The 22,939-nt window shown below is 62.5% G+C and carries 22 protein-coding genes; 4 read left to right on the forward strand and 18 right to left on the reverse strand.

Translation table 11 applies throughout. The features are described 5' to 3' along the window. Positions 1-57: 57 nt before the first annotated feature. The 6 genes from NL528_RS23205 to NL528_RS23230 all read right to left on the reverse strand — a co-directional run bounded on the left by NL528_RS23205 (position 58) and on the right by NL528_RS23230 (position 7,014). A complete protein-coding gene (locus NL528_RS23205; RefSeq protein WP_309176780.1) occupies positions 58-1,482 on the reverse strand; it encodes an amidase in 1,425 nt (474 codons plus the stop codon). A gap of 66 nt (positions 1,483-1,548) precedes the next feature. Next, positions 1,549-2,538 carry a hydroxyacid dehydrogenase gene (locus NL528_RS23210; protein ID WP_309176781.1) on the reverse strand — a complete coding sequence of 330 codons (990 nt, stop codon included), beginning with the start codon at positions 2,536-2,538 and terminating at the stop codon, positions 1,549-1,551. Between the two features lie 36 nt (positions 2,539-2,574). Beyond that, positions 2,575-3,675, reverse strand: coding sequence for a sn-glycerol-3-phosphate ABC transporter ATP-binding protein UgpC (locus tag NL528_RS23215; protein WP_309176782.1), 1,101 nt, complete (start codon positions 3,673-3,675; stop codon positions 2,575-2,577). 4 nt (positions 3,676-3,679) lie between these two features. Then, a complete protein-coding gene (locus tag NL528_RS23220; RefSeq protein ID WP_309176783.1) occupies positions 3,680-4,591 on the reverse strand; it encodes a carbohydrate ABC transporter permease in 912 nt (303 codons plus the stop codon). After that, positions 4,591-5,526 (reverse strand): sugar ABC transporter permease, encoded by a 936-nt coding sequence (locus tag NL528_RS23225; protein WP_309176784.1) that lies wholly within the window; start codon positions 5,524-5,526, stop codon positions 4,591-4,593. Before NL528_RS23225 ends, NL528_RS23220 begins: the two co-directional genes overlap by 1 nt. A gap of 147 nt (positions 5,527-5,673) precedes the next feature. Beyond that, complete coding sequence (locus tag NL528_RS23230) at positions 5,674-7,014, reverse strand: extracellular solute-binding protein (protein ID WP_309176785.1); 1,341 nt, start codon at positions 7,012-7,014, stop codon at positions 5,674-5,676. 468 nt (positions 7,015-7,482) lie between these two features. Here NL528_RS23230 and NL528_RS23235 point away from each other — a divergent pair, with 468 nt between their 5' ends. Beyond that, complete coding sequence (locus NL528_RS23235) at positions 7,483-8,217, forward strand: Spy/CpxP family protein refolding chaperone (protein WP_309176786.1); 735 nt, start codon at positions 7,483-7,485, stop codon at positions 8,215-8,217. Between the two features lie 829 nt (positions 8,218-9,046). On the opposite strand, the gene NL528_RS23240 is transcribed toward NL528_RS23235, so the two are convergent. Genes NL528_RS23240 through NL528_RS23250 form a run of 3 tightly spaced genes read right to left on the reverse strand, consistent with a single transcriptional unit; the run spans position 9,047 to position 12,077 of the window. Next, positions 9,047-9,448 carry a VOC family protein gene (locus NL528_RS23240; protein WP_309176787.1) on the reverse strand — a complete coding sequence of 134 codons (402 nt, stop codon included), beginning with the start codon at positions 9,446-9,448 and terminating at the stop codon, positions 9,047-9,049. 26 nt (positions 9,449-9,474) lie between these two features. Continuing rightward, on the reverse strand, positions 9,475-10,671 hold the full coding sequence (locus NL528_RS23245; RefSeq protein WP_309176788.1) for an acyl-CoA dehydrogenase family protein: 1,197 nt from the start codon (positions 10,669-10,671) through the stop codon (positions 9,475-9,477). Positions 10,672-10,673: 2 nt separating this feature from the next. Beyond that, the gene (locus NL528_RS23250; protein WP_309176789.1) at positions 10,674-12,077 is read right to left on the reverse strand and encodes an MFS transporter; all 1,404 of its coding nucleotides are present in this window, start codon (positions 12,075-12,077) and stop codon (positions 10,674-10,676) included. 266 nt (positions 12,078-12,343) lie between these two features. Here NL528_RS23250 and NL528_RS23255 point away from each other — a divergent pair, with 266 nt between their 5' ends. Beyond that, a complete protein-coding gene (locus NL528_RS23255; protein ID WP_309176790.1) occupies positions 12,344-12,613 on the forward strand; it encodes a PilZ domain-containing protein in 270 nt (89 codons plus the stop codon). Positions 12,614-12,634: 21 nt separating this feature from the next. On the opposite strand, the gene NL528_RS23260 is transcribed toward NL528_RS23255, so the two are convergent. Continuing rightward, positions 12,635-13,603, reverse strand: a complete 969-nt coding sequence (locus NL528_RS23260) for a tripartite tricarboxylate transporter substrate-binding protein (RefSeq protein WP_309176791.1) — start codon at positions 13,601-13,603, stop codon at positions 12,635-12,637. 87 nt (positions 13,604-13,690) lie between these two features. Continuing rightward, positions 13,691-14,317: a DsbA family protein gene (locus NL528_RS23265; RefSeq protein ID WP_309185015.1), complete on the reverse strand. Its 627-nt coding sequence runs from the start codon at positions 14,315-14,317 to the stop codon at positions 13,691-13,693. 225 nt (positions 14,318-14,542) lie between these two features. On the opposite strand from NL528_RS23265, the gene NL528_RS23270 reads away from it, so the two are divergent. Further along, complete coding sequence (locus NL528_RS23270; protein ID WP_309176792.1) at positions 14,543-15,883, forward strand: sorbosone dehydrogenase family protein; 1,341 nt, start codon at positions 14,543-14,545, stop codon at positions 15,881-15,883. Between the two features lie 129 nt (positions 15,884-16,012). Continuing rightward, positions 16,013-16,174 carry a hypothetical protein gene (locus NL528_RS23275; protein ID WP_309176793.1) on the forward strand — a complete coding sequence of 54 codons (162 nt, stop codon included), beginning with the start codon at positions 16,013-16,015 and terminating at the stop codon, positions 16,172-16,174. A gap of 5 nt (positions 16,175-16,179) precedes the next feature. On the opposite strand, the gene NL528_RS23280 is transcribed toward NL528_RS23275, so the two are convergent. The 7 genes from NL528_RS23280 to NL528_RS23310 form a co-directional block, all read right to left on the reverse strand. Then, positions 16,180-16,935: an ABC transporter permease gene (locus NL528_RS23280; RefSeq protein WP_309176794.1), complete on the reverse strand. Its 756-nt coding sequence runs from the start codon at positions 16,933-16,935 to the stop codon at positions 16,180-16,182. Beyond that, entirely contained in the window at positions 16,932-17,753 is an 822-nt protein-coding gene (locus NL528_RS23285; protein WP_309176795.1) for an ATP-binding cassette domain-containing protein, read from the reverse strand. Before NL528_RS23285 ends, NL528_RS23280 begins: the two co-directional genes overlap by 4 nt. A gap of 8 nt (positions 17,754-17,761) precedes the next feature. Beyond that, positions 17,762-18,727, reverse strand: coding sequence for an ABC transporter substrate-binding protein (locus NL528_RS23290; protein WP_309176796.1), 966 nt, complete (start codon positions 18,725-18,727; stop codon positions 17,762-17,764). 110 nt (positions 18,728-18,837) lie between these two features. Beyond that, positions 18,838-19,827, reverse strand: a complete 990-nt coding sequence (locus NL528_RS23295) for an ABC transporter substrate-binding protein (RefSeq protein WP_309176797.1) — start codon at positions 19,825-19,827, stop codon at positions 18,838-18,840. A gap of 33 nt (positions 19,828-19,860) precedes the next feature. Beyond that, entirely contained in the window at positions 19,861-20,979 is a 1,119-nt protein-coding gene (locus tag NL528_RS23300) for an ABC transporter permease (protein ID WP_309176798.1), read from the reverse strand. Beyond that, positions 20,979-21,902: an ABC transporter permease gene (locus NL528_RS23305; RefSeq protein ID WP_309176799.1), complete on the reverse strand. Its 924-nt coding sequence runs from the start codon at positions 21,900-21,902 to the stop codon at positions 20,979-20,981. Before NL528_RS23305 ends, NL528_RS23300 begins: the two co-directional genes overlap by 1 nt. Next, positions 21,892-22,722, reverse strand: a complete 831-nt coding sequence (locus NL528_RS23310; RefSeq protein WP_309176800.1) for an ABC transporter ATP-binding protein — start codon at positions 22,720-22,722, stop codon at positions 21,892-21,894. Before NL528_RS23310 ends, NL528_RS23305 begins: the two co-directional genes overlap by 11 nt. Positions 22,723-22,939: the final 217 nt, after the last annotated feature.

Here is a 22,939-nt window from a genome sequence, read left to right on the forward strand (position 1 = left end):
CCGCCACCAGCGCTAATACCCCTTCCTCGCTCCGGATTAAGGCTGAGTTTTGTCAGCTTACGCGCATACCGGCGGCAATCGGCCGTTCCAGGGCCGCGCCTGCTCCAACTGGCCTGCCAGGCTAAACAAGGTGGCCTCATCGCCGAATTTGGCTGAAAACATCATGCCGAGCGGCAATCCGGCCTTATTCCATGCCAGCGGCACCGACATCGCGGGCTGGCCGGACATGTTGAACATCGAGGTCCACGGCATATAGCGCCGCAGGACCGGCGGGATGTGCGACAGATCCCCAGACATCGAATCGAGTTCGCCGAGGCGCAGCGGCGGCGAACACAACGTCGGGCACAGGAAAACGTCGCGATTCTCGAAGAAGGTCGCGAGCCCGCGCGAAATCTGGAAGGCGCCAAGTTGGGCTGCGACATAGTCGGTCGCCGAGGTGTTTTGCGCGTTGTGGGCGAACGCCAGCGTCAGGATCTCGAAATCGTTTTCGGTCACCGAGCGGCCGAGCCGCTGCTCGATCAACCGCACGGTCAGCGCGGTGTTGCCACCGACAATCGTGGTCATCACGGCCGCCGGATCGGCAGCCAGCGGCGGCGCGCGCTCCTCGACGTGGTGACCCAATCCTGCGAGCAGGCCGGCGACGTCACGAACCGCAGCCGCGATCTCGGGATCGATGGCATCGCCATAAGGCGATTTGTCGGTGAAGCTGATGCGGAGCTTGCCGGGATCGCGGCCGACCTCCTGCGCAAACGGCCGCTCCGGAGCGGGCGCGACATAGGGGCTCGACGCTTCCGGCCCGTGGATGGCGTCCATCATCGCGGCGCTGTCGCGCACGCTGATGCTCACTACATGGCCGCAGGAAAATCCGCCCCAGCCTTCGCCGCGATCCGGACCGAGCGGATTGCGCGCGCGGGTCGGCTTCATTCCGAACACGCCGCAGGCGGAGGCGGGGATACGGATCGAGCCGCCGCCGTCGCTGGCGTGCGCCACGGGCAGGATGCGTGCGGCGACCGCCGCCGCGGCGCCGCCGGACGAGCCGCCGGAGGAGTGCGCCAGATTCCAGGGATTTCGGGTTGGTCCGTGCAGCCGGGACTCGGTGGTCGGCATCAGGCCGAATTCGGGACTGGCGCTTTTTCCGAAAATCGAGACGCCAGTCGCGAGAAAGCGCTGGGCGAGGGTACCGCTGTGATCGGCCACAAAATCCTTCAGCAAAGTCGCGCCGGACGTCGTGCGCGTGCCCTCCAGCAGATCGAGGTCCTTCAGGAGAAACGGCACGCCGGCGAACGGGCCGTCGGGAAGTCCTTGCTCGATCTGGCGTTCGGCATAATCGTAATGCTTGACGACGACCGCGTTGATTTGCGGATCGATTTTCGCGGTGCGCGCCACGGCCTCGTCGAGCAGTTCGCGCGCCGTGACCTGTTTGTTGCGGACCAGCCCGGCAAGGCCGACCGCGTCAAAATTGCCGTATTCCCTGAATGCCATGTGCATACCTCGTTGACCGGGCCGATCGATGGATCGGCCGGCGCCAGAACGGTGATCCCTGGGCGATCAGCCGAAGACGTCCTGATTGATCACGTTTTGGCGCAACGGATCGCCGTCGAGCACGCTCAGGATATTGCGTGCAGTTTGCTCGCTCATGCGGTCCACGGCCTCCCGCGTCACGCCGGCGACATGCGGCGCCATGATGACGTTGGGAAGTGCGAACAGCGAGTGGCCGGCCGGCGGTGGCTCCTGTTCGAAAACGTCGAGGCCCGCGCCCGCAATCTTGCCTGAAACCAGGGCCGCATGCAGCGCCGGTTCGTCGACGATGCCGCCGCGCGCGGTGTTGATGAGGTACGCCGTCGGCTTCATCCGCTGCAGCCGCGTGGCATTGAACATGCCGACGGTTTCCGGATTTTTCGGGCAGTGAATGCTGACGAAGTCAGCGCGCGGCAATGCCGCATCGAGATCGGCGACCGGTTCGCAGCCGGCTGCCTTGATGTCGGCCGCGGGTTTGTAGGGATCGTAGATCAGAACGTTCATTTCCATCGCCAGGCAACGCTTGGCGGTGCGGGTGCCGATGCGGCCGAAACCGACGATCAGGACGGTCTTGCCGAAGAGATCGTAGGGCAGCATGCCGAGCCGAGCCGCCCATTTGCCGTCCTTGACGATCGAATGCATTTCCACCGCGCGCTTCGCCAATGTCAGCATCATGAACAGCGCCTGTTCGGCGACCGACGGCGAGTTGGCGGTGCCCGCGACCATCAGCGGCACCTTGCGGCGGCTCAGCGCCGGGACATCGACGGCGTCGAAACCGACCCCGATCCGCGTCACCACCTTCATGTCGCCGGACGCCTCGAGTTCGGATTCGCCGAACCGGGTGGCGCCGAGCGCCACGCCGTGGACCGGCGCCTGCGCCTTCAACATGGCCTCGAAATCCCGGGCCGAGATCATGTTGGGGAATTCGACGAGTTCGATATCGTCCCGTGCGTGGAGCAACGCTCGTCCCTGCTGCGACATCGATTCGGTCACGAAAATTTTCTTCTTGTTGGTCGCCATTTCCAGCCCCTTGGCCTCATTTTTGTTTGTGCGCCGTCAAAGGACGACGCCGGTCACCTCGTTTAGCAGGTGCATATTGTTGAGGTCCACTGCCAATCGGAGCGGGGCACCATCGCGTGCGCCGGCGTTGGGATTGACCCGGCCGCAGATCTGCGCGCCCTCGAGCGTGAAATAGATCAGGGTTTCCATTCCCATCGGCTCGGTAACATCGAGCACCGCATCGAAGGGCTCGATGCCCGGCTCCGAATGCGGCTTTGCTTCGGTGATGTGTTCGGGCCGGACCCCCAACAGCAATTTGTCGGTCCGCGAGACACCCTGATATCGGGCGGCGCGGGCGGGCGGCAGCGGGAAGGCGATCCGGTCGGTGATCCGGATGTTGAGCTTGCCGCCGACATCCTCGAGCCGGCAGGGGATGAAATTCATCGCCGGCGAGCCGATGAAGCTGGCGACAAAGCGCGTCGCCGGCTTGTGGTAGAGTTCGTTCGGCGTGCCGATCTGTTCGATGCGGCCGTGGTTCATCACCACGACCCGGTCGGCCAGCGTCATCGCCTCGACCTGATCGTGGGTGACGTAAACCGTGGTGGTGCGGACCTTCTGATGCACTTTCTTGATTTCGATCCGCATCTGGACCCGAAGCTTGGCGTCGAGGTTCGACAGCGGTTCGTCGAACAGGAACACTTTTGGGTTACGCACGATGGCGCGGCCCATCGCGACACGCTGGCGCTGGCCGCCGGATAATTGCTTGGGCTTGCGATCGACCAGTTCGACGATGTCGAGCATGCGCGCGGCCTCGTCGATCCGGGTCTTGATCTCGGCCTTCGGATAACGTTTCAGGCGCAGCCCGAACGACATGTTCTCGGCGACCGTCATGTGCGGGTACAGCGCGTAGTTCTGGAACACCATCGCGATGTCGCGGTCCTTTGGCGGCACGTCGTTGACGACGTCGCCGCCGATCATGATGTCGCCGTCGGTGATGTCCTCAAGCCCCGCGATCATCCGCAGCGTGGTCGACTTGCCGCAGCCCGACGGTCCCACCAGCACCACGAACTCGTGGTCGGCGATGTCGAGATCGATGCCGCGCACCGCCTCGACGTCGTCGTAACGCTTGATCACCTTGCGCAACGTCACGTCAGCCATGAGTTCAACCCTTTGTCGCGCCGGCGGTCAGGCCGGCAATGTAATAATCCATCAGGAACGCGTAGATGATCAGCGGCGGCGCGGCGCCGAGCAGGGCACCGGTCATGATCTGGCCCCAGTTGAACACGTCGCCCTTGATCAGTGAGGTGATGATGCCGACCGGCAGCACCAGTTGATCGGTCGAGGTCGTGAACACCAACGGATACAGGAATTGCGCCCAAGACACGGTGAAGGCGAAGATGGTTGCGGCGATAATCCCCGGCATCGCCACCGGAATGAATATCCGCGTCAGGGTCTGGAACCAGGAGGCGCCATCGATGATCGCGGCCTCATCGAGCTCTTTGGGGATCGAAGCGAAATAACCGATCATGATCCAGGTGCAGAACGGAACCGTCAGCGTCGGATAGAGCAGCAGCAGCACGTACCATCTGTTGATGAGCTGGATGCCGGTCCAGTCGCCGAATACCGCGAACATCTTGAACAGGGGAAGGAACAGCAGCGTGTCCGGAATGAGGTAGGTCAGGAAAACACCGGTCGCGAGGGTCGCCGAGCCCCAGAACCGCATGCGCGACAGCGCGAACGCCGCGGGCACGCTGATCAGCATGGTGATGGTGACCACGAAGATCGAGACAAAGGCAGAGTTCCGGAAGAATATCAGGAACTGGTTCGACGTCAGCAGCCCAACGTAGTTCGACAGCGTCGGATGAAATACCCACCAGGGATTGGTCGCCGCCGAAATCTCGGCACTGCTCTTCAGCGAGGTGATGAGCATGTAGAGCGGCGGCACCAGCGAAAAGATCGCGAACAGGATGAGGAAGAAGTACGACCATTTCAGCGCCCAGGCGCGGTCGCGGCTCATGCTGCCATATTTGGTCTTGCGGGTCGGACCGGCCTTGTCGATTGCGAGCGTGCTCATCAGGCTTCATTCCCACGTTTGTTGATGTCGCGCAGGATGAAGATCGCCGCGATCGCGAGTATTGGGAACATGAACAGCGACACGCTGGCGCCGAGCGGGATGTCGCCGCCTTCGATACCAACGCGGAACGCCCAGGTCGCGAAAATATGCGTGTGATCCAGTGGACCGCCGGCGGTCAGGATCCGGACAATGTCGAAATTGGCAAACGTCACGATCAGCGAGAACAGCGTCGTGATCGCAATGATGTTGCGCATCATCGGCAGCGTCACGTACCAGATCCGCTGCCACCAATTGGCACCGTCGATGGCGGCCGCCTCATAGAGCTGCTCCGGCACCGATTTCAGCGCCGCCAGATACATGATCATGAAGAAGGGCGCGCCAAACCAGATGTTGACAAGAATGACCGAGAACCGCGCCCAATAGGCGTCGCCAGTCCACGAGATCGGCCCGATGCCAAAATAGGAAAGCGTATAATTGAACGCGCTGTAGGAAGGATCGAACAGCCACAGCCATGCCAGCGTGCTCATCGCGGGGGGGATAACCCAAGGCACCAGCAGCATGCCGCGCCACTTGCGCTGCCCTTTTGCCGGGATGTTGTGAACGAAATGCGCGACGATGAAGCCGATCAGCGCCTTGAACACCACAGCTGTGATCGCGAAGATGCACGATTGCTTCACGACCAGCCAGAACGTTTCGCGTCTGAACAGGAACTCAAAATTGCCGAAGCCGATGAACCGCTGCATCGACTTGTTCAGGGTTGCCAGATGCAGGGAATAGAAGGCCGGATAGATCACCAGAATTCCGATCAGGAGGATCAGCGGCAGCGTCATGAGGAAGGCGGCCGTGGACTTGCGCTTGAGCGTTGTCCGCAAACTGGAGCGCTTTCGCGTTCCCGCGCCGGCAATTCTGCGCGATTGAATTGCTACATCAGCCATGATTCATCTTCCTCGCGGTTTCAGAGGAGCCGGTCAGGCTTTCAATCGGGGCCGGCATCGCTGCCGGCCACCAGTCGTATTGACGCAACCGCGTCGTGGAGTGCTCGCCGCAGCGGCCACGCGACTGGCGCGACCGCCCGGACCAGTTCAACTCCGCATGAAGCCTTCGAGTTCGCCTTCCGCCCAGGCCAGCGTCTTCTCCATCGGCTCGCCCTGGTAGAAGCGCACGCACATCTTGGTCAGGGTTGCCTGGGTGTAAATCTGCTGGGCGACCTTCGGTGGGGCCGGCGATGCCGCGATCGAGAGCTTCTGATGGTTGTACGGATTGGGGTAGTGGTAAAGCGTGCCCTTCGGCGGCCCTTCCTCGGCCCATGTCTTCAGCGTGGTGAGTTTCTCGAACGCCGGCAGATCATAGCCACCGCTTGCCGCGACCAGTTTCTCGACTGCAGCCGGTTGCGACATGTGTGTCAGCAGGCTTTTGGCCGCCGCCTTGTTCTTGCCGAAATTCCAGACGCTCCAGAAATAGGGCAAGAACGGCGCGAAGCGGCCCTTCGGGCCGGCTGGGAAGCCGTGAGTCCAGCATTGCGCGGCAATATCCGGGGCGTCGCGCCTGGCGACGGCCCAGGCGCTCGGCGGGTTCATGATCAGCGCGCCCTTGCCCGAGACCAGCCATCGGTTGTTGGAGGCATCGTCCCACGCCGGCGCGTCGGGCGGCAGGAACGCGATCAACTTTTTGTAGTATTCTAGCGCCTGGCGGACATTGTCGTTCTTCACGACAACATTGCCCTTGGCATCGACGACCTCGGCGCCAAAGGACAGGAAGATCGCGCCGACGGTATCGACGGAGTCGCTGGTCTCGCCAAGCCCGATGCCGAACGGAAAGCCGCCCTTGTGGCAGGCTTCGGCCGCCTTGAGGAAGGTGTCCGTGGTCCAGTTCTCCGCCTTGGGCGGGCTGCCTGCCGGATACATCTCCTGCACGTCGATGCCGGCGTACTTCTTCATGAGGTCGATGCGCGAGCAGGGCCCCTTGATCTGGCTGCCGATACAGGTGGGAACGCCGAGCCATTTGTCGCCGGCCTTGCCGAGATATTGCACCGTGCCATTGACAGCACCGTTTTGCGCGATCAGCGGTTCAACAACGTCGTTCATCGGCTCAAGCAGATCGGCCTGCGAATGCGGCCACCACGTCGCCATCGCGAGGATATCGTGCCCGGACTTCGCCTGGGCTTCGGCGGCGATCGTGATCTCGTTCTTCCGGCCGTTGCTGGTGATGTAGTCGATCGAAACCTCGACCTTCTCTTTTTCGGCCCACTCGTTGACCAGGTCGGTCGAGGCCTTGTTGGCGCCGGGCACCCAGTGATCCCAGAAGCCCATTGTCAGCTTGCCGGCGGCGTACGCGCCGCGCACATAGGGTGCGGTGATCAACGCTGCCGATGACAGCGCAGTAGCAGCAACAAATTCTCGACGAGTGAGCTTCTTCCGTGACATGGCGTTACCTCCCTGGTGAGCCAATCGGATACGAAGAGAAATCTCGTTTTTGTTGTTCTGCTCGCGGCGATTCAGGCGTCGCGGAGATTTCATTGACGCAATCAGAGCAGAATTGCCGGCGTCTGTCGAGAAATCAGGCGCTTGCTGTTCTAGAACTAACGTTGTGTGCAAATTGCAAGCAGCGGGAATCTCCATCCACGAAATGCAAGGCATTCCCGGCAACGGCGCGAGGATATTGCATCGCACACACCGACCTCGCGGATGGGCGAGCGGGTGTCCGATAGCGCAGCAGGTTTCTCCCCGCCGGCCTAATCCCGTTTTGCGGCGAACGTTTCGTCATTTGGATGACGGAGCGCGGCAGGTAGACTTGCGCAACGCGAAAACGATAAAATCCGGATTCGGCGGCGGGCCCTCCGCCGTAGAGAACGCAAAGCCGACAGTTTAGATCGACCAAAAGGAGATGAACGAATGACCAACCCGGTAACGACGCTGCGTTCGCGGTGGAAGCTATGCGTCGCGCTTGGGCTGGCCGCCATCATGCTTCTTGGCGCGCCGTGGATGGCCGATGCGCAGGTGGTTCAGGGCGTTGAAAAGGGCGCCCGCGAGGGCAACAAGGCCGCCGGACCGGTTGGCGGCGTCCTCGGCGGCGCGATCGGCGGCGTGGTCGGCGTCGTGACCGGAGTCACCGGTGTCCTGACCGGCGGTAGGAATGGCCAGGCGCCGAATGGACAGGCGCCGGCCGCGAAAGATGGCAAGCAGGGCGATGCTGCGAAAACCGCGAAGGCGGCCAAGGGCGCCAAGGGGACCAAGCAGCCGGCAGTCCTGACCCAGGTAGGTGCGCCGCAGATCACGGCCGAACAAATTGTCGCCAACAGCGACGCCAATATCGAGCGGATAAAGAAGGAATTGAACCTGACGCCAGAGCAGGAGAAGAACTGGGCCGGCTTCAATAGTGCGATGCACTATCTCGGCCATAACGGCGCCGATCGCCTCAATCTGCGCATCGCGCGCGCCAAGCGCGATCCGCCCGACGACATCATCGAGCAGATGCGCAACGAAGCCCAGTTCCTCAACGATCGGGCGGTCGATCAGCGCAATGTGGCCGATTCGGCCGAGCCGCTGTTTGCGAGCCTGGACGACAAGCAGAAGCAGATTTTCATTCAGGAAATGGTCAATCTGAGCCACGAACGCGGGCTCGATTAGGCAATTGTAACCGGTCCCGCCGCTCCGCTCTGGCGGTGCCCGAACGCCTCGATTCCTGGCTTGGCTGTCCCCCGCCGAACCTTGGTTCAGCGTGTGGATAAGTCCTCACCGCCCGGACCAAGTTGGGCGTCAGATACGCGGAGGAGCCGAACGACTGCGTTTTGGCAACAGCCAAGGGCAAACTGAGCAGACCGCCCGGTGCCAGGCTGGCGCAGGCTTGGCCTACGCGCCCAACAAGAACCGGGAAATCGGCGGCGGGTATCGGTACACCGGCTATCAGGGCGGAGATTTCGGACTCAGCCAGGTCGCCGGGATTTGTCAGACGACAACGGCTTGCCTCAATCAAAATGTGACGGGCCACAAGACTGTCGGGACCAATGAAGTATGGTGAAGCTCAATTATCGCTTCGACTGGGCCGGACCGGTTGTTGCGAAATACTGAAATCGATCCAGTGCGCCAAACAACAGCCCCGGCATCGCCCGGGGCTTTTTTTGTGGCTTGAATACGGTGGGGCCGCGACGAATAGCCGGGCACGTAGCCCTGGGGTAGGTTAAAGGCACGGCACCCGGCTATCCTGCCGCAGCGGCGCGGCTCGTCTATTCGTCACGCAATATTGAAGAAACCCTGTCCGACTCGCGCCCGAGTGATGGCCGACTCGCGGCCTTGTCGGGAACGTCGATCTTTCACCGTTGAGTGTTGCGCCGGAACATCATGCGCGCTTTGGCCGAGGAGTGCTTTGGCCCAGGAATATCGCAAGGCGAATCCGGCCAGCGCAGGGCCGGCCGAATTGATGTCAAACTCGCGGCAAGACCGGGGCGCGAAAAACGCTCTACACCTTCGGGAAATTCAGTTCCACGCCGACGCCATCGGGGTCGTACATGAAGAACTGCGTATCGCCGGTACGCGGCACGATGCTTTCGCGGAATTTGACGTTGTGCTGCTGCAGGCGCTTGCGCACACCGTCGACATCGGTGGCGGAAAAGGCGATGTGATCGAGACGGCCGGTGTCCTCGTATTTCTTTTCGGTGCCGCGTACCACGATGCCTTCGCGCGGCTTGCGCGTGCCCATCAGATGCACCGTGGCGACGCCGCCTGAATAGAGCCAATAGCCGGGAAAATCGAGCGGCGGCCGATCGCCGTTCTCCAGGCCCAGCACTTCACAGTAGAAGTTCTTTGTGCGCTCGAGGTCCTGGGGTTCGATGGTGTAATGCTGCAGTCCGCCAAGTGGCATGGTTGTTCTCCCTGGACGAAAGTGGGTTAGACGAAGGCGAGGTCGGCCTCGACGCCCAGCATCCAGGCGCCGACGGTTTCAAAATGGCTGAGCCGGCCCTGCAATTGCTGGGTCACGGTGTGGATGTCGCGGAAGCGACGCTCCAGCGGATGCCCCTCGAAGATCGCGGTGGCTCCGGCGGCGTTATAGGCGAAATCGACCGCCTCGCGCCCCTTGTGGATGGCGTGGGTGGCGGCCATGCGGATGATGACGCGCTGTTCGACCGTGATGCTGGTTCCGGCCACCAGATCCTTCCAGATGTCGGCCATCGACTGCAGCAGGAAGGCGCGCGCGGCGCGCAAATTGACCTCGGCCTGGGCGAGACCGGACTGCACCACGGCGTTGTCGCGCAGCGGTGACTTCATGCCGCGCGGCACCTTGTTGCGCGCCACATCGACAAAATTGTCGAGCGCGCCGCGGGCAATTCCGCAGGCCACGCCGGCAAAGCCGACCTGGTAGCAGGTGCCGGCGCTCATGCGGTAGAGCGGTCCGCCTTCGTGACATTCCCGGTCGAATTCGCGGGTGATCGAATGATCCGACCGGACGAAGAAGTCGTTCAGCGCGAACTGGTCACTGGCGGTGCCGCGCAGCCCGACCGTGTTCCAGATGTCGGTCCATTCCACATCCTGGGTGCGTACCAGCATGGTGCGCTCCAGCGGTTCGCCATTGGCATCGCGCTTCGGCGAGCCGTCGGCCGCATAGATCGGACAGTGCGCGCCGAGCCAGGTCGCATGCCGGCCGCCGGAGGCGAACGACCACACGCCGGTGACTCGATAGCCGCCGTCGCATTCCACCGCCTTGACCCTGGGGCCGGGGCCCCAGGCCAGTACGGCCTTCGGATCGCCAAAGATCGCCTGCGCCACCGGCAGGTCGAGATAGGCCGCCGACATCGCGCAGCCGCCGGCCTGGCTTAGGCACCATGCCGTGGAGGCGTCGGCGCGGGCGATGGTCTCGATGACGTGGAAGAAGGTGACCGGATCGGTTTCGATGCCGTTGGACGAACGTGGCAGCAGCAAGCGAAACAGCCCCGCGTCGTGAAGCTTGTCGAGCAGCGCCGGCGGCAGCCGCCGCGTCGCCTCGACCTCGTTGGAGGCTGCGGCGACCGCGGGACGGACGGCCTCGGCGCGGGCGATCACACGCTGGTCGCCCGCAAGATCGGCAGAAGTGGAGATCGGCCGGTCCAAGGCTATGCCTGCCGCACGGTGGCCGTCGACAAATCAAGCCCGTCAGCCAGATCCTTGTCGATCTGTTCGATCGACTTGCCCCTGGTCTCGATGCCGAGGAAATAATACACGGCGCCGGCCATCAGGAACCAGCAGCCGAGATAGACGAAGGCGGTCGGGATTTGGGTCAGCGGCACGTCGGGCTTGAGATAATTGTTGGAACCCACGATCAACGCGAGGCCGACCGGTCCGATGATCTTGCCGATACCGCCGAAGCCATAGGCCGAGCCCATGCCGCTGGTTCTCAGATGCGACGGCCAGACCTCGGCCGCATAGGGCCCGACGATGGCAAAGCCGCCATCGGCGAAGAAGAAGGCCACGGCTAGGATCAGCCAGAACGCCGACAGGCCAAACATCGTCGCATCGTAATGGTAGCCGGCGACGATGGTCAGCACCCCGGCACCGAGGCCGAGCAGCCCGCCGGCGGTGCGCCGTCCCAACGCCTCCGAGAAGTAGGAGAAGGAGAGACGGCCGATGAAGCCGCTCACGCTGAGCAGGATCATCATCTTGGCGGCTTCCTGGGGCGTCACCTTCAACAGCAGCACGAACAGCGACGGCGCCCAGAGTGTGATGCCGTAGACGCCGGTCTGGGCGCCGGCATTGCCGAGCCAGGAGACCAGCAGGCTCCGCGGATATTTGAACAGGTCAAGCCAGTTCGACTTAACGATCGGGCCGGCGTCAGCGGCGGTCGGCAGCGGCAGGGTAGATGGTTCCATCTGGAGCGCCCAGGCGAGCGACTTGCGGGCTTCTTCGTAGCGGCCCTGGCGGCACAGCCAGCGCGGCGATTCCGGAACCCAGAGGCGGACCAGCAGGACCAGCAACGCCGGGAGCACGCCGATGGCAAACAGCAGCCGCCACTGGTCGCTTCCCATGAAACCGCCCATCACGGCGCCAAGACCGACACCCAGCGGGATGACGCACGTCACCAGCCCTCCGACCCAGCCGCGCTTGGAAGAGGGCATGAATTCCTGCACCAGCGGCAGGTCCACGCAATACAGCCCGCCGACCCCGGTGCCGACGAAGAAACGCATGATCGTCAGATAGATCCAGCCATTATCGGGTGTGAAATAGAGCAGGCCCGTCGCAATCGAGAAGTTCAAGACGGTGCCAATGAACACCACGCGGCGGCCGACGCGATCGGCAAGCCAACCCCAGAGATAGGCGCCGATGATGGCGCCGATTCCGGAACTCATCAGCACCGTCGCCGACTGACCGAAGGTGAGCTTCCACGGCCCGATCAGGAAGGCGAGCACGAAGCCGATCAGGAAGTAGTCGAAGAATTCGAGCGCGTCGCCGATGATGGCGGCGGCGAGGATCTTGATCTGGTTGCCGGTCAGACTCGTCCGGCGATCGAGTATCTCGAACATGGCGTTTCCCCTTGGCGCATGTTCATTTTTTGAACGGGCGTCGCGCCTGCGCACCGCTATCGGCGAAGGCTATCCCGCCGATGCCGCGAACAGCAACCCCGCGGAGACGCGGATCACATCTGCGCGGCAACGGCGGCGGGATGTCATACCGCTTTGCACAAATTCGGCCGAGAGTGCCACGCACGGGGCGTGGCGGCGGACGCTCGCCATTTGTTTAATGTTTTGCCGCTAGCCTGCCGTTTTAGCGACATCCAGGGTCGAAGGGGATGGAAGAGAAACGAAAGCATCCGCGAACCGAAATCGACGAACCCGCCTATGTCTCGTCGGGCGGTTCCGTGATGCGTTGCGTCGTGCGCAACATTTCGGTCGAGGGGGCGGCGATTGACGTCGCGAATCCGGCTTTTGTTCCGCAGTGCTTTCGCCTCGTGATGGCGAAGGACTCCTCGATCGTCCGTGAATGCCGCATCGCCTGGATCCAGAAAAACCGGATCGGCCTGACCTTCATCGACGTCCCGAAAGCACCGCAATCGACCTGATGGCGCTGAGCGCGGGGAAGCTTACTCGATCCTCAGCTTCGCATCGTGCACGACCTTGCCCCACTTCTCCATTTCCAGCTTGATCCGTGCGGCGAATTCATCCGGTGTGTCCGCCACCGCCTTGAAGCCGAGCACGGCGAGGCGCTCGGTCAGGTCCGGCTGCCCGACAGCCTTGGCGATCTCGCGATAAAGCAGGTCAACGATCTCCTTCGGGGTCCCCGCCGGCGCGACGATACCGGTGAGGGTGTCGGCTTCCTGATCCCTGATGCCCTGTTCGGCGAAGGTCGGCACGCCGGGTATTCCGCCCGCGCGTTCGTTTGCCGCAACACCGAGCGCGCGGAGTTGCCCGGACTGGATCGCCGAGAGCGAGGACGGCAGTGCGGTGAAGGCGATCGGCGTATGCCCGCCGACCGTAGCCTGGACCGCCGGAGCAGCACCTGTAAACGGCACATGCACCAGGTCGAGATTGAACGCCAGCCGAAACAATTCGCCGCCGAGATGTGGCGTCGAGCCGACGCCAGGACCCGCAAAGCTGTATTTGCCGGGATTGTCTCGAATAAGCTGCACCAGTTCCGGCAGCGATTTGGCCGGCACCAACGGGTTGACCACGACCACATTCGGAGACGCTGCGACCAGCGTCACCGGGGCAAAATCCTTCACCGCATCGTACGGCACCCTGGCGTAGAGGCTGGGATTGACCATGAATCCGGTGCTGATCGCCATGATGGTGTAACCATCCGGGGTCGCGCGCGCGACCTGGCCGGCCGCGGTGTTTCCGCCCGCGCCGCCGACATTCTCCACAAAGAACTGCTGGCCGAGCGCATCGGAGAGTTTCTGTGACACCATGCGCGCGATGGCGTCGGTCGGCCCGCCGGCCGGAAATCCGACCACCACGCGCACCGGCCGGTTTGGATAGCTTTGCGCCGAGGCTGGCGGGACACCGCACAACAACAACACGGCTGCGCACGATATTCGCAAAATGGCCGCCATGGCGCTTTCCCCCAAATATGCTTGTTGGCGCCATCATCGGCGACGGCGGCGCGCAGAACAAGGGGAGAGGGCGACGGCGTGCCTTCGTTATTTCTTCAACAGCGGTTTGATCCGCTCTTCCAGTTCCTCGAACGACATGCTGCCCTTGAGCCGCTCGCCATTGACGAAGAAGGTCGGTGTCGAATCCACCTTCAAGGCATCCACCGCATATCTCTGGTCGGCGGCGAGCTTGTCGAGCAGCGCCTGATCCTTCTCGCAGGTCTCGACCTCCTGTTCGCTCATCCCGTTCAGCTTGCCGATGAAATTCAGCGTGTCCTTGGTCTGATCCATCAAGCGGTCCTGCTGCTTGAACAGGATATCGACGGCACCGAGGTATTTTTCGGAATCGTCCTTGGCGATGCAGCGCGCCAGCATCGAGGCCGCCGCGGCCTTGATGTCGAGTGGAAATTCACGGAACACGAACCGCACCTTGCCGGTGTCGATATATTTCGTCCGCAGCATCGGGAACACGTTCTCGCCGAACGCCGCGCAATGCGGGCAGCTCATCGAGGCGTATTCGGTGATGGTGATCGGCGCCTTCGGCGAGCCGATCGCGATATCCGGCAGCGACACCGGCTTTGCCACAGCGGCGGCGATCGCGCTTTGCGCCATCGCTGCACCGGTAAGCGGCGGGGCGAGGGCGAAGAATGTGACGGCGAGGACGCGGCAGAGAATATTCAAAGGGCCTGCTCCAAAGGGAATGTCCAATCGACATCATCGAAACTGATTACAACTTCCGGCGTGCCGAATCCACGGGCCGAAAAGGTAAAATGGTGATCGTCCGGAGAACCGCCTCGGGCAATCTCGTGAAGACAACGTGATCAGGGGCCGGCGAATGGACGTTCTAGGATGGCAGGCGTTGTTTTCACTGTTTGACCGTGTTCACCACAGAGGAATGGAATGACCGCAACACGACAAACCTGTGCAGCCGCCGCGGCGTTGGCATCAATACTTTCCACGATTGGTCCGTCGAATGCCCAGCCGGTTACACTGCGGGGGCAGGACGCCTTCGGCGACTGGCTGCGCGACAAACCCGGCACCGTTCGTCTGATCAAACCGGAAGACCTGCCGAAGCCGGGCGCAACGCGTTCGGCCGCCAACGTGTCCCGCGTCGTGGCCAGGCCAGCCTCGACCAAGCCGCAAGTTCCGCCCGGATTCAAAGTGGAACTGTTCGCCGATGGGCTGAGCGGTCCACGCATCATCCGTACCGCGCCGAACGGCGACCTGTTTGTCGCTGAAACGCGGGCGGGCCGCATCCGTATTTTGCGCACGGCGGAGGGCGCTCCGAAACCTCAGATCAGCGAAGTCTATGCCAGCGGCCTCAGTCACCCCTTCGGAATCTCGTTCTTCCCTGATGGCGACGATCCGCACTGGGTGTATGTCGCCAATACCGACAGCGTCGTTCGATTTCCCTACCGGTCCGGCGATTTGACGGCATCCGGCAAACCCGAAACGGTAGTGGCCAGGCTGCCGAGAGGCGGCCATTCGACACGTGATATCGCCTTCACGCCGGACGGCACACGCATGCTGGTTTCGGTCGGCTCGGAAGGCAATGACGGCGAAGGCATGGGCCGGCCCCCGGGCGGCCTCGATACCTGGAGCCGCGCGCATGCGCTTGGCGCAGCCTGGGGCGCCGAGACCGATCGCGCGGCGGTGCTGGCTTTCGATCCCGACGGCAAGAACCAGAAGATATTTGCCACCGGCATCCGTAACTGCGTGGGCCTGGCGATCCAGCCGCAGACCGGCACGCCGTGGTGCTCGACCAACGAGCGCGACGGGTTCGGCGAAAACCTTGTGCCGGACTATGTGACCCGGGTTCGCGAAAATGCCTTTTATGGATGGCCGTGGTTCTACATCGGCGGCAACGAAGACCCAAGGCACGCCGGGAAGCGCCCCGACTTGAAGGACAAGGTCACGATCCCCGACGTCCTGCTGCAGGCCCACTCCGCGTCGCTCGGCTTGACTTTCTATAGCGGGAGCAGCTTTCCCGAGGAGTATCGTGGCGACGCCTTCGCAGCCGAGCACGGATCGTGGAACCGGGCCAAACGAACCGGCTACAAGGTCGTTCGTATTAGGCTGAAGGAGGGCGTCCCGACCGGCGAGTACGAAGATTTCGTCACCGGCTTCGTCATCAATGATTCCGAGGTATGGGGTCGTCCCGTCGGCATTGCGGTGGCGCATGACGGCGCACTGCTTGTCTCGGAAGACGGCAACGGAACGATCTGGCGGGTCAGCCACTGATCGGCCCGGCGACTGGAGGATCGTCCAACACAGGATTGTTCGAACACAAGGACGTGTTCGGCCTCAAAAACGATGAACTTGGCTAGTTGCCTCTACACCAACCAACGTGGCGGGATGTACGAGGCGGATATGTCAAATCAATCAGAGCTCCGAAAATGGGCAGCCGAGGCCGCTCAACAGGCCAGGACCGAGAAGGATGCCAACGAAGCGCGGCGCCTGCAGAGCTTCGCGCAATACTGGACGCGGCTCGCCGATACCGAAGAATGGCAGCGCGATCACGAAGTTGCGTAAGGCGGTTATCGCCCGGCCCAGTGCACAAAACGGCGTTCAATCACCAGAAACAATAAATTGAGCGTATGGCCAAGCGCCCCGGCCGCGAAGATCGCGGCATACATGCCGGGCATATCGAACAGCTGCTGGGCTTCGAACACGCGCTGGCCGAGCCCGTCGGTCGAGCCGATGAACATCTCCGCCACGACGATGATGACCAGCGCCAGCGAGACGCCGTTGCGCAGGCCGACGAAGGTCTGTGGCAGCGATTCCTTCAGCATCACGTCAAACAGCACGCGCAGCCTGGAAGCGCCCATCACTTTGGCGGCGAGCAGCCGCGTCTTTCGCGCGTTCATGACGCCATAGGCGACGTTGAACAGGATCACCAAAGCGGCGCCGAACGCGGCAACTGAAATCTTGGTCCGGTCGCCGACGCCGAACAGCACCAGGAACAGCGGAAACATCGCGGACGCCGGCGTCGAACGGAAGAAATCGATCAGAAACTCCACCGAGCGATAGAGTTTTTCCGATGAGCCGAGCAGGATCCCGAGCGGGATCGCGATCACGGCGGCGATCGCGGTCGAGTAGATCGTTCGCATCACCGTCTTGAGGAAGTCGACACCGAGCTTGCCGTTGACCATGCCCTCCCACAACGTCCGGAACGTCGCCAGCGGCGACGGCAGCAACACCGGATCGACCAGCTTCAGCCAGGTCACGATTGTCCAGATCGCCAGAAGGATGGCGACGCCGACCAGCGGCAGCAGGGCCTTGGCTTTGCTCATCCGCGGTGCACCTCGCGCTGGAACAGTTTTAGGCAATGCGCCTTGGTGGCGATGAAGCCCGCCTCCGACATAGTCCTGTCGGTTCGCGGCCGCGGCGCGTCGTAGGGCACGAACTCGACCACGCGCGCCGGGTGCCGCGACAGCAGCAGGACATAGTCCGAAAGATACACCGCTTCCTCGAGATCATGCGACACCAGCACCGTGGTCGTTTTGGTCTCGATGAAAACGCGCTGCAGCTGGTCGCGCATGAACAGGGTCATCTCGTAGTCGAGCGCGGAAAACGGCTCGTCGAGAAACAGGATTTCCGGCTCGATGATCAGTGCCCGCATGATCGAGACCAGCTGCTGCTGGCCTCCGGAGAGCTGATAGGGGTACAGCGCGAGGTCGATCTTGACGCCGAGATGGGAAATCAGCCGTTCGACGCGTTGGTTGCGCTCGGGTGTCGGGATGCCCATCAGCTTCAAGGGATAGGCGATGTTGTCGAACGCGCGCAGCCAGGGGAACAAGGCCTCGCGATAGTTCTGGAACACATAGCCGAACCGGATGCCGCTCAAGGGGCGGCCGTCGAACAGCACTTCGCCTGCGTCAGCCGGGACAAGGCCCGCGATCATGTTGATGAGGGTGCTCTTGCCGCAGCCGTTCGGGCCGAACACCGAAATCAGCTTGCCGCGGGGAATGTCGAAGTCGAAACGATCGTAGATCGTGGCGTCGGCGTAGTGCTTGGATAGCCCGCGGATGGTGACGTGCGGCGCGGTCCGACGGGACTCGTCGGGGACGCTGGCCGGACCGGTCGCGACACTCAGGGCAGGGTTTGCCACGCGCGCCCTCAAAACTTCTGGAGGAATTCTGTCACGTCGACCTTTTCGGGCACCACGCCAATCGACGTGCCGAAATCGGCGAACGCCTGAAAATCCGCAAGCTGCTTCGGGCTCATGTCGCCCGCCATGACGTAGCCAAGCATCGACACCATGTCGACCACGTTGTCCGGCGTGAAGGTGTTTTTGGCGAGGTGTTTGCGGGCCTCGTCGGGGTTCGCATTGATGAACGCGATGGCCTTTGCCCAGGCGGCCGCGAAACGCTTCGCCACCTCCGGCCGCTTCTGGATGAAGTCAGAGGTCATGGCGCAACCCGCGGCAAAGGCGTCAGCGGTTTCGCTGCCCAGAATATATTTCGATATCACGCCGGCCTCGAGCGACCGCGCGACACCGGCCTTGATCATCATCGACGCATTGGGCTCCAGCGTATAGCCGCCATCGAAAGTGCCCGCCGTCACCGCATTGACGTGCTGGCCCATGTCGAGCTGATCGATGGTGTAGTCGCCTTCCTTGAGGCCATTTTTGGCGAGGATGGCCTTGGCGGTATTGAGATTGGCGGGCCCCGGTGCCGACATCAGTTTGGCGCCCTTGAGATCGGCGATCGAATTTGCCGGGAAGCCGTTACGGACCACGAACTGCTCCATCTTCCAGACCTTGGTCTGGCTGTTGAGGCCGATATACATCGCGACGCCGGGCTTCTTGACGTTGGCGTTAAGTCCTTCGAGCATCACGAGGACCACGGATACTTCGATCTGGTTAGTCATCATGGCGGCGACGTTCGAGGGTCCGCCCATGAGTTTGGTCATCTCAGGCTCGATGTTCTGCTCCTTGAAGAATCCAAGGTCCAGCGCCACGAAGTAGGGCAGGGAAGAACTCACCGGGAATACGCCGACGGAAACCTTGTCCTGCGCCAGGGATTGTCCGGGCAGGGCTGCAAGGCCTGCAAGCAAGCCAATCAGCGCGGCGGTCCTCGTCATCCATTTCATATTCACGATCTCTCTAAACAAAACAGGTGAAAAGCCAGGCGCCGGTCGGCGCTTTGAAAAAGAGGGCGGTGCCGAAGCCCCGCCCTTTGGTCAACCCGGGATTACTTCTTCATCGCGTCATAGACCGCGAAGGAATAAGCGCCTTCCGGCTTCTTGGTGATGACGGGATCGGAGCCGCCCGCCATCAGGGTCGCAACCGTGCGCTCATAGTCCTTGACGTCGAGCTTGCCGTCGCCGTCGCCGAGCAGCTTGGCGATTTCACCCATCATCCGCTTCTGATCCTTCTCGGTCTTGGCGCCGGTGGAATCGCCGGCAAGGATGATCTTCACGGCCTCGTCGGGATGGGTCTTGGCGTAGTCCCAACCCTTCATCGACGCCTTGACGAACTTCGCCATCTTGGCGACGAAAGCCGGATCCTTCAGGTTCTTCTCCAGCACCCAGAGGCCGTCCTCGAGCGTGGCGACGCCTTCGTCCTCATATTTGAAGACCACGAGCTGGCTCGGCTTGTAGCCGCCATCGATCACCTGCCAGTACTCGTTATAGGTCATGGTGGAGACGCAATCCGCCTGCTTCTGCAGGATCGGATCGACGTTAAAACCCTGCTTGATCACCTTGACGCCGCCCTTCGAGCCGTCGGGCTTGTAGCCGAGCTTCGACATCCAGGACAGGAACGGATATTCGTTGCCGCCGTACCAGATGCCGACGGTCTTGTCCTTGAGGTCGACGGGCTTCTTGATGCCGGTGTCGGCGCGGCAGGTCAGTTCGAGTCCGGACTTCTTGAAGGTCTGGGAGATGTTGACCAGCGGCACGCCCTTTTCGCGCGACGCCAGCGCCGACGGCATCCAGTCGACGACGACATCGGCGCCACCGCCGGCGATCACCTGCGGCGGGGCGACATCCGGGCCGCCCGGCTTGATCGTGACGTCAAGTCCGGCTTCCTTGTAGAAGCCCTTGTCCTTGGCGACGAAGTAGCCGGCGAACTGGGCTTGGGAAACCCATTTCAGCTGGATGGTGACGGGATCGGCGGCCTGTGCGCTCGAAAGCGCCAGACCAAACGTGAGGCCTGCGGCCAATGCCAAACTGTGCTTCATAAAAAAAACTCCAAATCCTAAGACCTTGCCGACCTAGGTCCGATACGACGGGTGCCAAAACGTTGTCGCGCGTTCGGCCAGCGTGACAAGTCCGTAGAAAGCCATTCCGGCGAGGGCAGCGAGGGCGATTTCCGCCCAGACCATGTCGATGGCCATGCGTCCCGCCTCGGTGGAGATGCGAAACCCGATGCCCTGCGTCGGTGTTCCGAAGAACTCTGCAACGATCGCGCCAATCAGGGCCAACGTGGCGTTGATCTTCAGCGCGTTGAAAATGAATGGCAGCGCCGCCGGCAGATACAGTCTGCTCAGGCTCTGCGGGTAGGTCGCCGCATAGGAGCGCATCAGGTCGCGCTCGATATGTCCGGACGCCGACAGTCCCGCCAGCGCATTCACCAGCATCGGGAAGAAGGTCACCAGCGCCACCACGGCGGCCTTGGACGGCCAGTCGAAGCCGAACCACATCACCATGATCGGGGCGATGCCAACCAGCGGCAGCGCCGAGAAGAAATTGCCAAGCGGCAATAGCCCGCGGCCGAGAAAGGCGAACCGGTGCGCCAGGATGGCGACCAACAGCCCGGCGCCGCAGCCGATCGCGTAACCGACCAGAACGCCGCGAATGAAGGTCTGGACGAAATCCTCTCTCAGCGTCGGCAGCGATGCCGCAAATCTGACCGCTGCTGCACTCGGCGACGGCAACAGCACCGGCGGCACGCCAAAGCCGCGTACGCCGACCTCCCAGAGATAGAAAACCGTTGCCCCGAACAGCAACGGCACCAGCAGATTGAGCAGTTTCCGCCGCTCGGTCCGGATCGGACGCTGGGCTGCGAGGTTGATTACGCAAGTGGCGGCCGCGAGCCAGGCCGCGATCACGATCAGCCAGAAGCCGATTCGCGCCGAGCCCGCGATCTCAGGATCGTGCAGCAGGACCAGCGAGGTCGTGCCGAGGAGAATGACCCCGCCGATGCCGACCGCCGCGGCGCGGTCGTCGGCCATCCAGGCCGCCAGCACGAACAGCACCCCGGCGCCGGCGGCGGCCTGCCATATCGGATGCGACAGCAGCGGCTTTGCCAGCGGCGCCAGCGGAAACAGAAAGGCCACCAGAATGGCGCCCGCGGACACGAGAAGGCCGAGCCGGAGCTTGCGCGGGTCCATCAATGCGCTCCCATGCGCCGGGCAACGCCGCGCTCGACCAGACCGACGAGGCCAATCAGCCCGGACGAGAGCACCGCGGATGCGACCAGCGCCGCCCAGAGCTGGACGGTCTGCCCGTAATAGGAGCCGGCCAAGAGCCGCGCGCCGATGCCGGCTTCCGCACCCGTCGGCAGCTCGGCGACGATGGCGCCGACCAGCGAAATCGTGATGGCGACCTTGAGGCTGGTGAAGAGGTAGGGGATCGCCGCGGGCCAGCGCAGTTTCCACAGCATCTGGCGCGGCGTCGCCGACCACGTCCGCATCAGTTCGATTTGCAGCGGATCGGGCGACGTAAATCCCTTCACCATTCCGATCGCGACCGGGAAAAAGCAGAGATAGGCCGAAATGATCGATTTCGGCAGCAGCCCGTGCAGCCCAAGCGCGCCGAGCACCACGATGAAAATCGGCGCCAGCGCCAGCACCGGCACCATTTGCGAGCAGATGATCCAGGGCAACAGGCTGCGTTCCAGCACCCGGCTGTGCACGATCGTGAGCGCAAGCAGGATGCCGAACAGCGCGCCAAGCACGAAACCCAGCAGCGTCGCCGACAGGGTGACCAGCGAATGATAGACCAGGCTGCGCGGCGCCATCGGCGGATAGCCAAAGACGCCGTCGAGGAACGCGGCCACGACCTGGTGCGGCGCCGGCAACAGCGGACGCTCGGCGCTCATCGTGCCGGACAGAACGTCCGTGACCGCGTAGGGCGTCTCCTCGCGCTCAAAGCCGTCGCGGACCAGCGTCCAGTTCATGGCCAGCGCCGCGACGTACCAGATCGCAATCAGCGCCAGGATCGTCGTCGCCAGCGGCGCATAGCGCTCGGCCAGCGGATGGCGGACACTCGTTGCCGTCGTCCGCACCGGCAATGCGAGCGAACTACTCGTCATAGGAATGTCCTGCGCGCAGGCCGGAGCGGACGCGCTGGGCGATCTTGAGAAACTCCGGCGTCTCGCGGATCTCCAGCGACCGGTCGCGCGGAAAATCGCAATCGATGATATCGATGATGCGGCCGGGACGCGGCGACATCACCACGATCCTGGTCGACAGGAAAACCGCTTCCGGGATCGAATGGGTGACGAACAGCACCGTCTTTTCGGTCGATTTCCACAATTGCAGCAGCTGCTCATTGAGATGGTCGCGCACGATTTCGTCGAGCGCGCCGAACGGCTCGTCCATCAGCAACATCGCCGGATCGAACGACAGCGCACGCGCAATCGAGACCCGCTGCTGCATGCCGCCCGACAGTTGCCAGGGAAATTTGCGCTCGAAACCGGTCAAATTGACCAGCGCGAGGTAGCGTTCCACCCGCTGCTGCTGGTCGGCCTCCGAAAATCCCATGATTTCCAGCGGCAGCTTCAGGTTCTTTTCGATGGTACGCCACGGGAATAGCGCCGGCGCCTGGAACACATAGCCGTAACTGCGCGCCAGCCGTGCATTCTCGGCGCTCATGCCGTTGACCAGGAGCGTGCCGGAGGATGGCTGCTGGAGATCGGCGATCACGCGCAACATTGTGGTCTTGCCGCACCCAGACGGGCCGATAAAGGAAACGAACTCGCCCTCGGCGATCTGCAGGCTGACGCCGGAAAGCGCGTCGACCCGGCCGTCGGCGGTCTCGAATGTCAGCGAGATGTTTTGCGCATCGACGACCAGTCGTCCCGGCGAGGGTGCGGGCGAAGGAGCTGAAGTCGCAGGAGAAAAGGATGACACGTTCTGGTCCGGGCGATGCCTGATCGTCGGTTCACTGACAATTGACATGCTCGGCTGACGCGATGCCATGTCAGGGATAGTGGCAAAAGCTGCTAAAAGAGGCGCGCCCATTGTTTATGCACGCGGAGAGAATAATAAGCAGGAATTCGCTGCATTTCCATGCAGTTCTTGTGGTGTTTGGGCTTGGCGGCTTTTGACAGGCAAGGCCGGTCGGCAG

Source organism: Bradyrhizobium sp. Ash2021 (assembly GCF_031202265.1).
GTDB lineage: Bacteria > Pseudomonadota > Alphaproteobacteria > Rhizobiales > Xanthobacteraceae > Bradyrhizobium.

Excerpts from the sequence above, each read along its gene's own strand:
- NL528_RS23205 (WP_309176780.1), bottom strand. The coding sequence starts at position 1,482 with ATGGCATTCAGGGAATACGGCAATTTTGACGCGGTCGGCCTTGCCGGG.
- NL528_RS23210 (WP_309176781.1), bottom strand. The coding sequence starts at position 2,538 with ATGGCGACCAACAAGAAGAAAATTTTCGTGACCGAATCGATGTCGCAG.
- NL528_RS23215 (WP_309176782.1), bottom strand. The coding sequence starts at position 3,675 with ATGGCTGACGTGACGTTGCGCAAGGTGATCAAGCGTTACGACGACGTC.
- NL528_RS23220 (WP_309176783.1), bottom strand. The coding sequence starts at position 4,591 with ATGAGCACGCTCGCAATCGACAAGGCCGGTCCGACCCGCAAGACCAAA.
- NL528_RS23225 (WP_309176784.1), bottom strand. The coding sequence starts at position 5,526 with ATGGCTGATGTAGCAATTCAATCGCGCAGAATTGCCGGCGCGGGAACG.
- NL528_RS23230 (WP_309176785.1), bottom strand. The coding sequence starts at position 7,014 with ATGTCACGGAAGAAGCTCACTCGTCGAGAATTTGTTGCTGCTACTGCG.
- NL528_RS23235 (WP_309176786.1), top strand. The coding sequence starts at position 7,483 with ATGACCAACCCGGTAACGACGCTGCGTTCGCGGTGGAAGCTATGCGTC.
- NL528_RS23240 (WP_309176787.1), bottom strand. The coding sequence starts at position 9,448 with ATGCCACTTGGCGGACTGCAGCATTACACCATCGAACCCCAGGACCTC.
- NL528_RS23250 (WP_309176789.1), bottom strand. The coding sequence starts at position 12,077 with ATGTTCGAGATACTCGATCGCCGGACGAGTCTGACCGGCAACCAGATC.
- NL528_RS23255 (WP_309176790.1), top strand. The coding sequence starts at position 12,344 with ATGGAAGAGAAACGAAAGCATCCGCGAACCGAAATCGACGAACCCGCC.
- NL528_RS23260 (WP_309176791.1), bottom strand. The coding sequence starts at position 13,603 with ATGGCGGCCATTTTGCGAATATCGTGCGCAGCCGTGTTGTTGTTGTGC.
- NL528_RS23270 (WP_309176792.1), top strand. The coding sequence starts at position 14,543 with ATGACCGCAACACGACAAACCTGTGCAGCCGCCGCGGCGTTGGCATCA.
- NL528_RS23275 (WP_309176793.1), top strand. The coding sequence starts at position 16,013 with ATGTCAAATCAATCAGAGCTCCGAAAATGGGCAGCCGAGGCCGCTCAA.
- NL528_RS23280 (WP_309176794.1), bottom strand. The coding sequence starts at position 16,935 with ATGAGCAAAGCCAAGGCCCTGCTGCCGCTGGTCGGCGTCGCCATCCTT.
- NL528_RS23290 (WP_309176796.1), bottom strand. The coding sequence starts at position 18,727 with ATGACGAGGACCGCCGCGCTGATTGGCTTGCTTGCAGGCCTTGCAGCC.
- NL528_RS23295 (WP_309176797.1), bottom strand. The coding sequence starts at position 19,827 with ATGAAGCACAGTTTGGCATTGGCCGCAGGCCTCACGTTTGGTCTGGCG.
- NL528_RS23300 (WP_309176798.1), bottom strand. The coding sequence starts at position 20,979 with ATGGACCCGCGCAAGCTCCGGCTCGGCCTTCTCGTGTCCGCGGGCGCC.
- NL528_RS23305 (WP_309176799.1), bottom strand. The coding sequence starts at position 21,902 with ATGACGAGTAGTTCGCTCGCATTGCCGGTGCGGACGACGGCAACGAGT.